Source organism: Streptomyces sp. enrichment culture (genome assembly GCF_964272895.1).
GTDB lineage: Bacteria > Actinomycetota > Actinomycetes > Streptomycetales > Streptomycetaceae > Streptomyces.
Window position 1 is genome coordinate 5,965,990 of the sequence record NZ_OZ186832.1, and the last position, 12,716, is coordinate 5,978,705.

Consider the following 12,716-nt stretch of genomic DNA (forward strand, 5'->3'; position numbering starts at 1 on the left):
GAGGTGTCGACCGATGGCTGTCACTGCGATGGGCGCTGCCCGCACTCAGATCATCACGTCCACCTCCACGGCCACCGGCTGACTCTCGAACCTCCTGCGCCGGGGCCGGACCTTGTGAAGGGTTCCCCCTTGAACTCCAGCATCTCCGCTGACGTTTTCTCCGCTCTCGCTCCCTACGGCTGGGACGAGGCATGGGCGGACGCGTTCGCCCGCCATGACGCCGAAGGACTGCTGCCCGGTCGCGTGATCCGCGTCGACCGGGGGCAGTGCGACGTCGTCACCGCCGACGGGGTCGTCCGGGCCGACACCGCGTTCGTCACCCCCCACGACCCGCTGCGGGTCGTGTGCACCGGCGACTGGGTCGCCCTCGAACCCGACGGCAACCCCCGCTACGTCCGCGCGTATCTGCCGCGCCGCACCGCCTTCGTGCGGTCCACCTCCTCCAAGCGGTCCGAGGGGCAGATCCTCGCGGCCAACGTCGACCACGCCATCGTCGCCGTGTCCCTCGCCGTCGAGCTCGACCTCGGGCGCGTCGAACGGTTCCTCGCGCTGGCCTGGGAGTCCGGCGCCCAGCCGCTGGTCGTCCTCACCAAGGCCGACCTCGTGCCCGACCCGGTCACGCTCTCCCACCTCGTCCAGGACGTCGAGACCAGCGCGCCGGGCGTGACCGTGCTGACGGTCAGCTCCCTGCACGGGGAAGGGCTCGACGTCCTCTCCGCGATCGTCGGCGGCGGCACGTCCGTGCTGCTCGGGCAGTCCGGCGCGGGGAAGTCCACGCTCGCCAACGCGCTGCTGGGCGAGGACGTCATGGACGTCCGGGCCACGCGGGACGTGGACGGCAAGGGACGGCACACGACGACCACGCGCAATCTGCTGCTGCTCCCGGCCGGCGGCGCGCTGATCGACACGCCCGGACTGCGGGGCGTGGGCCTGTGGGACGCCGAGACCGGGGTCGGGCAGACGTTCTCCGAGATCGAGGAGTTCGCCGCGGAATGCCGGTTCCACGACTGCTCCCACGAGGCCGAGCCGGGGTGCGCGGTGCTGGAGGCCGTCGAGAGCGGGGAGCTGCCGCAGCGGCGGCTGGACAGCTATCGCAAGCTGCTGCGGGAGAACCAGCGGATCGTGGCCAAGACGGACGCGCGGCTCCGGGCCGAGATCCGCAAGGAGTGGAAGCGGAGGGGGGCCGAGGGACGGGCGGCGATGGAGTTCAAGCGGGGGCGCCGATAGGGCCGTGCCCTCTCCATGTCCGATTTCCGCTAGCAGCCGCCCGCGGTCCCGCCGACACTTGACCCTGTGAGGGACGACGACAGCAGGTACGAAGCCGTGCGCAGCCGGGACGCCCGGTTCGACGGGGAGTTCTTCTTCGCCGTCGAGACGACCGGGATCTACTGCCGGCCCAGCTGCCCCGCCGTCACGCCGAAGAGGCGCAACGTGCGGTTCTTCGCCACCGCCGCCGCCGCGCAGGGCTCCGGGTTCCGGGCCTGCCGGCGGTGCCGGCCGGACGCCGTGCCGGGGTCGGCCGACTGGAACGTGCGGGCGGACGTCGTCGGACGGGCCATGCGGCTGATCGGGGACGGGGTCGTGGACCGCGAGGGAGTCGCCGGGCTGGCCGCGCGGCTGGGCTACAGCGCGCGGCAGGTGCAGCGGCAGCTCACCGCCGAGCTGGGGGCCGGGCCGGTCGCGCTGGCCCGGGCCCAGCGGGCGCACACCGCGCGGGTGCTGCTGCAGACCACCGGGCTGCCGGTCACCGAGATCGCCTTCGCGTCCGGCTTCGCCAGCGTGCGGCAGTTCAACGACACGATCAAGGAGGTGTACGCGCTCACCCCGAGCGCGCTGCGGGCCGCCGCGCCCCGCGGCGGGCACCGGCCCCGGCGCGGCGGCACCCCGACCGCGGGGATCCCGCTGCGGCTGGCCCATCGCGGCCCCTATCACGCCGCCGCCGTCTTCGACCTGCTGGCCCGCGAGGCCGTGCCCGGCGTGGAGGAGGTGAGCGGCCCGGCCGGCGGCCGCACCTACCGCCGTACGCTGCGGCTGCCCTATGGCACCGGCATCGTCGCCGTCGAGGAGCGGGCCACCGCCCCCGCCGCCCCGTCGGCCGCGCACCCCGGCGGCTGGCTGGACGCCCGGCTGCATCTGACCGACCCGCGCGATCTGACCACCGCCGTGCAGCGGCTGCGGCGGCTGTTCGACCTGGACGCCGATCCCTACGCCGTCGACGAGCGGCTCGGCGCCGATCCCCGGCTGGCGCCGCTGGTCGCCGCCCGGCCGGGACTGCGCTCGCCGGGGTGCGCCGATCCGGAGGAGTTCGCGGTACGGGCGCTGGTCGGACGGGCCGAGGCCACACGGCTCGTGCGGGCCTGCGGCAAGGCCCTCGACGCGCCCTGCGGCACCCTCACCCACCTCTTCCCCGAACCGGCCGCCCTCGCCGAGGCCGAGCCGCACGGCACCGCCGGCGCGCTCGCCGCCGCCCTCGCCGACGGCGCCGTACGCCTGGACGCGGGCGCCGACCGGGACGACGCCGAGGCCGCGCTGCTGGCGCTGCCCGGCATGGACCCGGCCACCGTCGCCGCGATCCGCACGCGCGCCCTCGGCGACCCCGACGTCGCGCCGCCCGGCCCGCACGTCCCCGACGCCTGGCGCCCCTGGCGCTCGTACGCCGTACGCCATCTGCGCGCGGCCGAAGACCTGGAGACCGCATGACCACCCCTGTCCACTGGACCCGCCTCGACAGCCCGGTCGGCCCGATCCTGCTGACGGCCGACCCGGACTCCACGCTGACCTCCCTGTCCCTGCCCGGACAGAAGGGCGGCCGGACCGTCCAGGACGGCTGGCGGCACGACCCGGCCCTGTTCCGGGAGGCCGAGCGGCAGCTCGCCGCGTACTTCGCCGGCGACCTCAAGGAGTTCCGCCTGCCGCTGCGCGCCGACGGCACGGAATTCCGGCGGCGCGTGTGGTCGGCCCTGGACTCCGTCCCCTACGGCGCGACCGTCACGTACGGCGAGATCGCGGCCCGCATCGGCGCCTCCCGGATGGCCGTACGCGCCGTCGGCACCGCGATCGGCGCCAACCCGCTGCTCGTGCTGCGGCCCTGCCACCGGGTGATCGGCGCGGACGGCACCCTGACCGGCTACGCGGCCGGGCTGGAGCGCAAGGCGCAGCTGCTGACCCTGGAGGGCGTGCTCCGGCGGTCCGGGCCGGCGCCCGCGGCCGCGCCCTAGCGCCCGGTCAGGACCCGGCGGCGCCGGCATGATCCGGCCGACGGGCCCCGAGGCCCGTCAGCCCCAGAGCACCGCCCCCAGCCACGCGCCCGCGATCAGCTGGCAGGTGAACAGCTCCGCCAGGACGCTGGAGCCGCCCGAGCGCATCGCCCTGCGCAGGGCGGCCCTGGCCTCGCCGTGCCGGCCGAGGCGCAGCCGCTCGCCGAGGTAGATGCCGGCCATGAAGCCGGGGATCGCGCCCACGACGGGGATCAGGAAGAACCCGAGGAACGCCCCGCAGCCCGCGTACACCGCCATCCGAGGGGTCGCGCCGCTCGCGCGCAGCCGCCGCGGGGGCAGGGCCCAGCGCACCACCTGGGACAGGAACAGCGCGACCGTGGCCCCGACCAGCACCCACCACGCCACGGGCTGCGGATCCTTCAGCGCCCACCACATCACCGCGGCCCACACCAGCCAGGACCCCGGAACGCCCGGCACCAGCACCCCGCCGAGTCCGGCGAGGATCACCGCGCCGACCAGCAGGAGCTCCCACACGCCCATCTGCCCAGCGTGCAGGAGGAGCCGGGAAGCCGCAGGTCGGGCGGCTCGGCGGCCGCTGCCCTCTCGCTCAGCTCTCGCTCAGCTGTCGCGGGCCACCCAGCCGCGCTCGTAGGCGTGCCAGCCCAGCTGCAGCCGGGTGGTGACACCGGCGAGCTCCATCAGCCGCTTCACCCGGCGCTGTACGGTCCGCAGGCCCAGGTCGAGCTGTTTGGCGACGCTCGCGTCGGTGAGGCCCGCCAGCAGCAGGGAGAGGATCTCCAGGTCGGCGGCGTCGGGGCCGTCGGGGTGCTGCTCGGTGACACCGGCGGCGCCGATCCGCAGCGGCAGGGCGTCCCGCCACACCGACTCGAACAGGCCCGAGAGGAGTTCCAGGAGGCCGCTGGCGTGCACCACCAGCGCGGCCGGTTCGGCGGTGTGCGAGGTCAGCGGCACCAGGGCGATCGAGCGGTCGGCGACCACCAGCTTGGTGGGCACCTTGTCCACCATCCGCACCTGCTCGTCCCGGCCCAGCGCGGCGGTCAGCTCCGTCATGCCCTCCGGCCGGTCCAGCACCGCCCGCTCCAGGACGACCCGGTAGCGCACCCCGCGTTCGGTGGCCCGCACCTCGGCCTCGTTCTCCCCGCCGGTGACCGCCACCGGGGTGCCGGTGACCAGCGCGCAGACCTCCTCGGCCGCGCCGAGCTGGAGCTGGAGGAACCGCTGGGTGACGGCGGCCGCGCCGATCACCACCTCGACCAGGTCGTGCACGGCGGGTTCGGCCGCGGCCGCCCGGTACTCCTCGGCGAGCAGCGCCGCCGCGAGCTCCGCCCGCTCCAGCTCGTGCCGCCGCTGGGTGAGCAGCGCGCCCAGCGCGACGCCGGGCGGGGCGGCGACCCAGCGGCCCGGACGGGCCGGGGACTGGGCGGCCAGCCCGTGCCGCTCCAGCGCGCGCAGCACGCGCTCGGTGTCCGTCTCGCCGAGGACCAGCCGCCGGGCCAGGTCCGGCACGTCGGCGGCGCCCACCGCCACCAGCGCCCGGTACGCCGACTCGTGCGTCTCGTCCAGCCCTATCGCCGCCAGCATCAGGCGCCGTCCCTCCCGCGATCGCCGATCTCACACCTGCCGTCCGTGGCGGGAACCGGCCACGGCGCAAACCCGCCGCGCCCATCATCCCCGCAGGGCCGATCACTCTGCCAAGGTGGGGCCACGGCAGCAGCGGCCGGTGTCCTCGACGCCCGGCCCGCGCGGGGACGCGCCCTGCCGTTCCCAGGCGGTGGCCCGGGTCCGAGACGCGTTCTGCGCAGGGGATCCGGATCCGGGCCACTACCCATGTCGCCGGGCGGTTCTCCCGTGGGGGGTGGAATCGCCCGGCGGCCGCTGTCGCACATCGGTTCGCCTGATCCCTGACACGGCGTCAGCCGTGCGCACAGGTACGGGATTTTCCTGATGCCCCGTTTTCAACCGGCCCGTGCGGTGGACAATGAGGGTCATGAGCCAGCAGGGGGGTAGGCCCACCGGTCCCGTTCCCGAGGACGACTGGTGGGGGCAGCTGTACGACGACTCCACGCCGGACACCGGGCCCACGGCCACGGCGGATTCCCTGGACGACCGCTTCGCCTCCGCGTCCGGCCTGGCCGGCCCGGACCCTTCGGCCACCCCGCCGCCGACGGCTCCCGGAGACCGTACGGGAGCGGCGCGGGGGCAGACCGGTCCGGTGGTGCGTGCGCGTGCCCCCTGGGAGCCCCCGCCCGTCGTACCGACCGGGCCCACGACCTTCCCGCCGCCCGATCCCGGCCCGCCGCCCCCGCACGGCACCACCACGTCGACGACCGGCGTGGCCGCGCCCACCGAAGGCTCGGCGGACGGCCCGCCCACCGGCGCCGCCGAGGACACCCGGCCCCCGCAGGACGCTCGGCTCCCGGCGCCCTCGCACCCGCCCGCCGGTGCCCCGCAGGACACCCGGCCCCCCGTCGACGCCCCCGCCGACACGCCCCTGCTCGTCGCCCCGCCCACCCCGCGGGTCGCCCACGTCGGGTCCGGGCCGCCCACCTACGATCCCGAGCCCACCGCGCTGCCCCAGGCCGACCCGGACGGCCTCGGGGAGCTCGTCGCGGACACCGTGCTGGAGGGGGCGCGGTGCGGGAGCGGGACGCTGCGGGCGGCGTCGGTGCGCGGGGACTCCGCGCGGTACCGGGGTGAGCCGCGGCGCGACTCGCTGCTCGTCGCCCGGTTCGGGACCGGCGAGCAGGCGCTGGTGCTCGTCGCGATGGCGACCGGCGCGCGGGCGACGGCCGGCGCGCACCGGGCCGCGGCGGAGGTGTGCCAGTGGATCGCACGGGCCGTCGGCCGCAGCCACGCCCGGCTGGCCGAGGACATCCGCTCGGCCCGGCGCGGCGATCTGAAGTCCGGCCTGCACCGCCTGACCGACCGCAGCCTCGGCAAGCTGCGCGCCGGCGCCGTCGAGCAGGGCGTCGCGCCCGAGGAGTACACGGCGACCCTGCGCTGTCTGCTGCTGCCGGCCGACCCCGCATGCCGCACCCGCGTCTTCTTCGGCGTCGGCGCGGGCGGACTCTTCCGGCTGCGGGACGGCGTGTGGCAGGACATCGAGCCCCGCGTCGGCGAGGTGACCGGCGAGCCGGTCGTCGGCTTCGGCTCACCGCCCGCCGAGACCTCCGGCGCGACGCCGGCCGCGTCCCGCGGCGAAGCCCCTGCCGCAAGCCCCGCCGGGGCGCCCGCCGAGACGCCCGAGGGCGACCGGCTCACCATGGACCTCGGCATCCCGCGGCCCCCGAGCCCGTACGAACCCGCCCCCGGCCCGCCCCGCGAACCCTTCCGCTTCCGCGCCTCGGTAGCCCGGCCGGGTGACACGCTCCTGCTGTGCACCGGCGGCCTCGCCGAACCCCTGCGCGGCGAGCCGGAGCTGGCCGCGCACCTCGGCGAGCGCTGGTCCGGCCCGCAGGCGCCCGGTCTCGCCGCGTTCCTCGCCGACGCCCAGGTCCGGGTCAAGGGGTACGCCGACGACCGTACGGCGGCCGCCGTGTGGGAGGCGTAGCGGCGCGGGCTGTGGATTGATGGAAGTCGCAGGCATCCTTCCGCGCACCGAAGGGGCACCCGACCGCCATGGCCAAGCAGAACGTCGCCGAACAGTTCGTGGACATCCTCGCCCGCGCCGGGGTCAGACGCCTCTACGGCGTCGTCGGCGACAGCCTGAACCCCGTCGTGGACGCGGTCCGCCGCAACTCCGCCATCGACTGGGTGCACGTCCGGCACGAGGAGACCGCGGCCTTCGCGGCCGGCGCGGAGGCGCAGCTCACCGGACAGCTCACGGCCTGCGCGGGCTCCTGCGGTCCGGGCAACCTGCACCTGATCAACGGTCTGTACGACGCCCACCGCTCCATGGCCCCGGTCCTCGCCCTCGCCTCCCACATCCCCTCCGCCGAGATCGGCCTCGGCTACTTCCAGGAGACCCACCCGGACCAGCTGTTCCGCGAGTGCAGCCACTACTGCGAGCTGATCTCGAACCCCCGCCAGATGCCGCGCCTGCTGCAGACCGCCATCCAGCACGCGATCGGCCGGGGCGGCGTCAGCGTCGTCGCCCTGCCCGGCGACATCGCCGACCAGCCCGCCCCCGACAAGGCCGTCGAGACCGCCCTCGTCACCACCCGCCCCACCGTGCGCCCCGGCGACGCCGAGCTCGACCAGCTGGTGGAGCTCATCGACCGCGCCGACAAGGTCACCCTGTTCTGCGGCAGCGGCACCGCGGGCGCGCACGCCGAGGTGATGGCCTTCGCGGAGAAGATCAAGTCACCGGTCGGACACGCGCTGCGGGGAAAGGAATTCATCCAGTACGACAATCCCTTCGACGTTGGCATGAGCGGCCTGCTCGGCTACGGCGCCGCCTACGAGGCCACCCACGAGTGCGATCTGCTGATCCTGCTCGGCACCGACTTCCCGTACAACGCCTTCCTGCCGGACGACGTGAAGATCGCGCAGATCGACGTACGGCCCGAACGCCTCGGCCGCCGTTCCAAGCTGGACCTCGCGGTGTGGGGCGATGTGCGCGAGACGCTGCGCTGTCTGATCCCTCGGGTGAAGGCCAAGAAGAACCGGCGCTTCCTGGACAAGATGCTGAAGAAGCACGCGGACGCGCTGGAGGGGGTCGTCAAGGCGTACACCCGCAAGGTGGACAAGCATGTGCCGATCCACCCGGAGTACGTGGCGTCCGTACTCGACGAGATCGCCGATCCCTCGGCGGTGTTCACGGTCGACACCGGGATGTGCAATGTGTGGGCCGCCCGGTACATCTCGCCCAACGGGCGGCGCCGGATCATCGGTTCCTTCTCCCACGGCTCGATGGCCAACGCGCTGCCGATGGCGATCGGCGCCCAGTTCACCGACCGCCGGCGGCAGGTGGTGGCGATGTCCGGGGACGGCGGGTTCTCCATGCTGATGGGCGACTTCCTGACCCTCGTCCAGCACGACCTGCCGGTGAAGGTGGTGCTCTTCAACAACTCCTCGCTCGGGATGGTGGAGCTGGAGATGCTGGTGGCCGGACTTCCCTCCTACGGCACGGCCAACGCCAACCCCGACTTCGCGGCCGTCGCGCGGGCGTGCGGCGCGTACGGGGTGCGGGTGGAGAAGCCCAAGCAGCTCGCGGGGGCGCTCAAGGACGCCTTCAGCCACAGGGGACCCGCGCTCGTGGACGTGGTGACCGATCCCAACGCGCTGTCCATCCCGCCGAAGATCAAAGCGGAGATGGTGACCGGATTCGCACTGTCCGCTTCCAAGATTGTGCTGGACGGAGGCGTGGGACGGATGCTCCAGATGGCCCGCTCCAACCTGCGCAACGTGCCCCGCCCCTGAGACGGCCGCCCGTCCGACGCGGCCGGAATCCGGCTGCGGCGCACGCGGCATGACTGTCCGTCGGCCCACGGGGCAAGCATTCCCGTGAACCAGTCGAAGCAGAAGGAGACCGGCGACGGCGCGCAAGCGGGGGGTCATGAAGAGGCACGGACGAGGGGGCGGTCCCACGACCGCGGGAGCGCCCTCCGCACAGCTCAGCCGCAGACTCGGACGCGCGGACCTGCGGGCGGTGCCCGAGACGCGCAAGGAACTGCGGGAACTGTTACGGCACTGGGGGAGGCCGGGACGATCGGACATCGCCGAACTGCTGACCAGCGAGCTCGTCACCAACGCACTCGTGCACACCGACCGCGACGCGGTCCTGACCGCCACCGTCTCACCGCACGGACTGCGCGTGGAGGTGCGGGACTTCGTGGGCCGACGGCCCCGGCTGCGGGTACCGTCCGCCGACGACGGTACGCACGGCCGCGGCCTCGTCCTGGTCCAGGCCCTCGCCGACGCCTGGGGCGTGCGGGCGCACGGCGTGGGCAAGGCGGTCTGGTTCGAACTGACCGAGGAGACCGCCGCCTGATCCGCCGGACTCCGGCCGCCCGGAGGAACGTTCGCGCGACACATGTGCCGAACGCGGCAGGGGCACGGCCCGTCGGGTGACGAGCCGTGCCCCTGACCGGTGGATGCCCGGGATCAGCCGTACTGCTGCTCCAGGTCCTTCAGCTTGCGCTCCAGGTCGTCCAGACGAGGCAGGGCCATGGTGTCGTCCTCGGCGGTGAGATCGACGGTCACCGGGTCAGTCGCCCGGCGGACGGGCTGCAGGGAGGGCCGCGAGCGTACCGGCAGTTGCTCCGGCGCCGATATGGCAGGCTCCGCGGAGACCCGCTCGGCGCCCTGCTCCACGGCCGGCAGCTCCGCCTGCCGGCCGCCGCCGCGGCCGACGAAACCGCGGTGGCCGCGGCTGATGGCCTTCAGCTGCGCCCGCTCCAGCCGCTCCGCCTCCCGGCGGCGCAGCCGCTCCTGCTCCTTCTGCCGGGCGTCCTCGCGCACCTCCTCGACGGCCTCGTCGAGGCTGCGCACATTCTCCAGGAGCATCAGGGACCACGCCTTGTACGTCTCGCGCGGCGCCCGCAGCCAGCGCACGATACGGATCTGCGGCAGCGGCCTGGGCACCAGACCCTGCTCGCGCAGGGCGGCGCGGCGGGTCTGCTTCAGCGCGCGGTCGAAGAGGACGGCCGCCGACAGGGACATGCCCGCGAAGAAGTGCGGGGCGCCCGCGTGGCCCGCGCCGCGCGGGGCGTGCACCCAGTTGAACCAGGCCGCGGCGAACGCGAAGGTCCACACGAGTATCCGCGAACCGAGGGCGGCGTCGCCGTGGCTGGCCTCACGCACGGCCAGCACGGAGCAGAACATGGCCGCGCCGTCCAGGCCGAACGGGACCAGGTACTGCCAGCCGCCCGAGAGGCCGAGGTTCTGTTCGCCGAAGCCGACCAGGCCGTGGAAGGACAGCGCGGCGGCCACCGCGGCACAGCAGAAGAGCAGCACATAGGAGACCGTGCCGTATATGGCCTCCTTGCGCCTGCGGCGCTCCTCGCTGCGCTCCCACGAGTCCTCCGCACCAGAGTCCTTCCCCGAGGAGCGCTTTCCGCGCGCGAGCACCGCCACCGCCGCCAGCATGCCCAGGAGCAGTACGGCGCCCGGAAGCAGCCAGTTCAGCGATATGTCGGTCAGTCTCATCTGGGGTCCCTTGCATTGGGATAGGGCGTAACGCCCGCCATAGTGGCCCAAACCCGCCGGTCCTCAGGGGGTTTCGGGGCAAGAGGCCGCCAAATGAAGGTCAAGGGGATGCCCAGGGCGGCGTTCTGCTCGAACTGCCGCTTGAGGTGCGGGAGTTGAGTTCGAATAAGACTACCCGTACGGGTGGTTCCGCGGAAAGTTCCCGCGGTGGGTGAGGAAGATGTGAAACAGCCGTGACCTTACGCCGGGTCACCCGCGCGGATGATCTTAGCGGGCGGCACGGAGTGCGCTCGTCCGCCTGAGCGGCCGTCAGGCGGCGGCGGAGGTGGTGAGCTTGGCGATCCGGTCGGCGTCGCAGGTGCGCGGGCAGGTGGCGCAGGTGTCGTCGGGGCGCAGGGTGTAGAAGAGGCAGCAGCTGACCCGGTCCCGGGTGCGCAGGGTCCCGCCGTCGGGGGCGGTCAGCTCGCGGAACACGGCCGGGCCGACGTACGGCTTGCCGGTCCCCGGCAGCAGCAGCTCCAGCTCGCGCCGGGCCCGCCGCTCCTCGTCCGCGCCGAGCAGTCCGCCGACGTACCAGAGCCCCTCGACGACCTCGTCGGTCGCCATGCCCCACAGGGCCCGCCCGCGCCGCCGCATCCGCGGTCCAAAGGCCGCCAGCACCGGCTCCAGGTGCTCGGCGACGGCCGCGCGCAGCTCGGCGCGCAGCGCCTCCTCGTCGGGGACCACCCGCGCGCCGGGGAGTCCGGCGGCCGGGTCGCCGGGCAGACAGGCGAAGGACGCGGTGCGCACGGCCATCCGGCCCGTCGTGCGGTCGTACGAGACGTCGGTCACGCGGTGGCGGGGGACCCGGCGGTCCAGGAACCACGGGACGGTGAAGAGCAGACAGGCCGGCCAGGCGTAGCGGTGCAGGCCGAAGCTGGCGACGACGTCCGGGCGGCCGCGCTGTCCGTAGTCCCGCAGGATCTGCTCGTCGTCCCAGGCCAGGAAGGCGTCCAGACCGGTGCCGCCCGCCGCCAGGGCGGCGGCGGTGACCCAGTCGCCGCCCTCGGGGAGCGGGTCCTGCGGCGCGTGCTCGGTGATCGTCAGGTACGGGTACGCCTCGGTGAGGCGGGCGTGGGCGGCCGCGAGGGGGGAGGCGGGGACGGGCATACCGGGACCACCGATCCACAGCGAGGGCGAGCGAGGAGAAGGCAAGGCTTACCTTACTGGGTGCGTCCGGAATTTGAACTGCCCGGCTCTGCGCCTAAGGTGCTTGACGGACGAGTAACAACCCGCCGTAATGACCGCAAGTGCCGACAAGCCCGGAGGAGGACCCGTGAAGCAGGGCGCGCAGGGCTCCGCCGCCGGAACGGACATTCCGCAACAGGGGGCGTGTGCGGCGCGGGTGCCGCAGCAGCAGCGCGGGGCGACCGGACACGCGGCCGGGGGTGCCGGGGGCGCTGTCGGGGCCTACGAGGCCGGTGGCGCCGGTGCCGTGGACGTCGCCGTACGGGGCGAGCACCCGGTCGCGGAGTCGCCGCTGCCGCAGCCCTGGCCGCCCGCGCAGACGTCGCCCGCGCCGTCCCGGCCCGCCGTGCAGCGGTCCTCCGTGCGGGGGCAGATCCTCGACGCGCTGCGCACCGCGCTGGTCACCGGGGAGCTGACGCCGGGCACCGTGTACTCGGCGCCGGCGCTCGGCGAGCGGTTCGGGGTGTCGGCCACGCCCGTGCGGGAGGCCATGCAGCAGCTGGCCCAGGAGGGCGCCGTCGAGGTCGTGCCCAACCGGGGGTTCCGGGTCGTCCAGCGGGACGCGCGGGAGCTGGCGGAGCTGGCCGAGGTGCGCGCGCTGCTGGAGGTGCCGGTGCTGCTGCGGCTCGCCGAGACGGTTCCCGCGGAGCGGTGGGCCGAGCTGCGGCCGCTCGCGGAGGCGACGGTCCGCGCGGCGTCGGCGGGCTGCCGGGCCGCGTACGCGGAGGCGGACCGGGCGTTTCACCGGGCGGTGCTGTCCCTCGCGGGCAACGAGCAGCTGGTGCGTATCGCCGACGACCTTCATCGGCGTGCGCAGTGGCCTCGCGGTACCGGTCGTCATGTCCGGGCGGATCTGATGGCGGATGCCGCGCAGCACGCGGCGCTGCTGGAGGCGTTGGCCCATCGGGACGGCGAACGGGTGCGGGTGCTGGTGCGCGAGCACTTCGGCGGGTAGCGGGGCGCCGTCCCGACGGGGGTGCCTTCGCCGTGGGCGGCTGTGGGTTGTCGGTGGGCTGGTCGCGCAGTTCCCCGCGCCCCTGGGGGTGTGCGGCGCCGTCGGCCGGGTGCGTCCGTGCCGTAGCGGCACGCGATCACCTGGCCGTATGTCCCGGCAGACCACGACCGTCCCCGCCTGCTCGCATCCGCCTCCAGTCCGCCCCG

The 12,716-nt window shown here is 74.5% G+C and carries 11 protein-coding genes; 7 read left to right on the forward strand and 4 right to left on the reverse strand.

All coding sequences use genetic code 11. The features are described 5' to 3' along the window. The first annotated feature begins 129 nt into the window (after nucleotides 1–129). From rsgA to ACSU6M_RS26820, 3 genes are all read left to right on the forward strand, one after another. The gene (gene rsgA / locus ACSU6M_RS26810) at nucleotides 130–1,227 is read left to right on the forward strand and encodes a ribosome small subunit-dependent GTPase A (protein WP_437072961.1); all 1,098 of its coding nucleotides are present in this window, start codon (nucleotides 130–132) and stop codon (nucleotides 1,225–1,227) included. Between the two features lie 66 nt (nucleotides 1,228–1,293). Then, nucleotides 1,294–2,700: a bifunctional transcriptional activator/DNA repair enzyme AdaA gene (locus tag ACSU6M_RS26815; RefSeq protein ID WP_437072963.1), complete on the forward strand. Its 1,407-nt coding sequence runs from the start codon at nucleotides 1,294–1,296 to the stop codon at nucleotides 2,698–2,700. Next, entirely contained in the window at nucleotides 2,697–3,218 is a 522-nt protein-coding gene (locus ACSU6M_RS26820) for a methylated-DNA--[protein]-cysteine S-methyltransferase (protein WP_437072965.1), read from the forward strand. Before ACSU6M_RS26815 ends, ACSU6M_RS26820 begins: the two co-directional genes overlap by 4 nt. Nucleotides 3,219–3,275: 57 nt before the next feature. Here ACSU6M_RS26820 and ACSU6M_RS26825 read toward each other — a convergent pair whose 3' ends face one another. Next, complete coding sequence (locus ACSU6M_RS26825; RefSeq protein WP_437072966.1) at nucleotides 3,276–3,758, reverse strand: DUF456 domain-containing protein; 483 nt, start codon at nucleotides 3,756–3,758, stop codon at nucleotides 3,276–3,278. A 78-nt stretch (nucleotides 3,759–3,836) separates the two neighbouring features. Further along, nucleotides 3,837–4,820, reverse strand: a complete 984-nt coding sequence (locus ACSU6M_RS26830) for a helix-turn-helix domain-containing protein (protein WP_437072967.1) — start codon at nucleotides 4,818–4,820, stop codon at nucleotides 3,837–3,839. Nucleotides 4,821–5,226: 406 nt separating this feature from the next. On the opposite strand from ACSU6M_RS26830, the gene ACSU6M_RS26835 reads away from it, so the two are divergent. From ACSU6M_RS26835 to ACSU6M_RS26845, 3 genes are all read left to right on the forward strand, one after another. Beyond that, a complete protein-coding gene (locus ACSU6M_RS26835; protein WP_437072969.1) occupies nucleotides 5,227–6,789 on the forward strand; it encodes a protein phosphatase 2C domain-containing protein in 1,563 nt (520 codons plus the stop codon). A gap of 68 nt (nucleotides 6,790–6,857) precedes the next feature. Further along, nucleotides 6,858–8,600, forward strand: a complete 1,743-nt coding sequence (locus tag ACSU6M_RS26840; protein ID WP_437072970.1) for a pyruvate dehydrogenase — start codon at nucleotides 6,858–6,860, stop codon at nucleotides 8,598–8,600. Nucleotides 8,601–8,736: 136 nt separating this feature from the next. Then, on the forward strand, nucleotides 8,737–9,171 hold the full coding sequence (locus ACSU6M_RS26845) for an ATP-binding protein (protein WP_437072972.1): 435 nt from the start codon (nucleotides 8,737–8,739) through the stop codon (nucleotides 9,169–9,171). A gap of 113 nt (nucleotides 9,172–9,284) precedes the next feature. On the opposite strand, the gene ACSU6M_RS26850 is transcribed toward ACSU6M_RS26845, so the two are convergent. Both ACSU6M_RS26850 and ACSU6M_RS26855 read right to left on the reverse strand, forming a co-directional pair. Next, entirely contained in the window at nucleotides 9,285–10,328 is a 1,044-nt protein-coding gene (locus ACSU6M_RS26850) for a DUF2637 domain-containing protein (protein ID WP_437072974.1), read from the reverse strand. Between the two features lie 309 nt (nucleotides 10,329–10,637). Continuing rightward, nucleotides 10,638–11,477, reverse strand: coding sequence for a (2Fe-2S)-binding protein (locus ACSU6M_RS26855; RefSeq protein WP_437072976.1), 840 nt, complete (start codon nucleotides 11,475–11,477; stop codon nucleotides 10,638–10,640). A 166-nt stretch (nucleotides 11,478–11,643) separates the two neighbouring features. Here ACSU6M_RS26855 and ACSU6M_RS26860 point away from each other — a divergent pair, with 166 nt between their 5' ends. After that, the gene (locus ACSU6M_RS26860; protein ID WP_437072977.1) at nucleotides 11,644–12,510 is read left to right on the forward strand and encodes a GntR family transcriptional regulator; all 867 of its coding nucleotides are present in this window, start codon (nucleotides 11,644–11,646) and stop codon (nucleotides 12,508–12,510) included. Nucleotides 12,511–12,716: the final 206 nt, after the last annotated feature.

What these genes read in the sequence shown, in the direction of transcription:
- ACSU6M_RS26840 (WP_437072970.1), top strand. Translation starts at nt 6,858, where the DNA reads ATGGCCAAGCAGAACGTCGCCGAACAGTTCGTGGACATCCTCGCCCGC.
- ACSU6M_RS26830 (WP_437072967.1), bottom strand. Translation starts at nt 4,820, where the DNA reads ATGCTGGCGGCGATAGGGCTGGACGAGACGCACGAGTCGGCGTACCGG.
- ACSU6M_RS26825 (WP_437072966.1), bottom strand. Translation starts at nt 3,758, where the DNA reads ATGGGCGTGTGGGAGCTCCTGCTGGTCGGCGCGGTGATCCTCGCCGGA.
- ACSU6M_RS26850 (WP_437072974.1), bottom strand. Translation starts at nt 10,328, where the DNA reads ATGAGACTGACCGACATATCGCTGAACTGGCTGCTTCCGGGCGCCGTA.
- ACSU6M_RS26845 (WP_437072972.1), top strand. Translation starts at nt 8,737, where the DNA reads ATGAAGAGGCACGGACGAGGGGGCGGTCCCACGACCGCGGGAGCGCCC.
- ACSU6M_RS26835 (WP_437072969.1), top strand. Translation starts at nt 5,227, where the DNA reads ATGAGCCAGCAGGGGGGTAGGCCCACCGGTCCCGTTCCCGAGGACGAC.
- ACSU6M_RS26820 (WP_437072965.1), top strand. Translation starts at nt 2,697, where the DNA reads ATGACCACCCCTGTCCACTGGACCCGCCTCGACAGCCCGGTCGGCCCG.
- ACSU6M_RS26855 (WP_437072976.1), bottom strand. Translation starts at nt 11,477, where the DNA reads ATGCCCGTCCCCGCCTCCCCCCTCGCGGCCGCCCACGCCCGCCTCACC.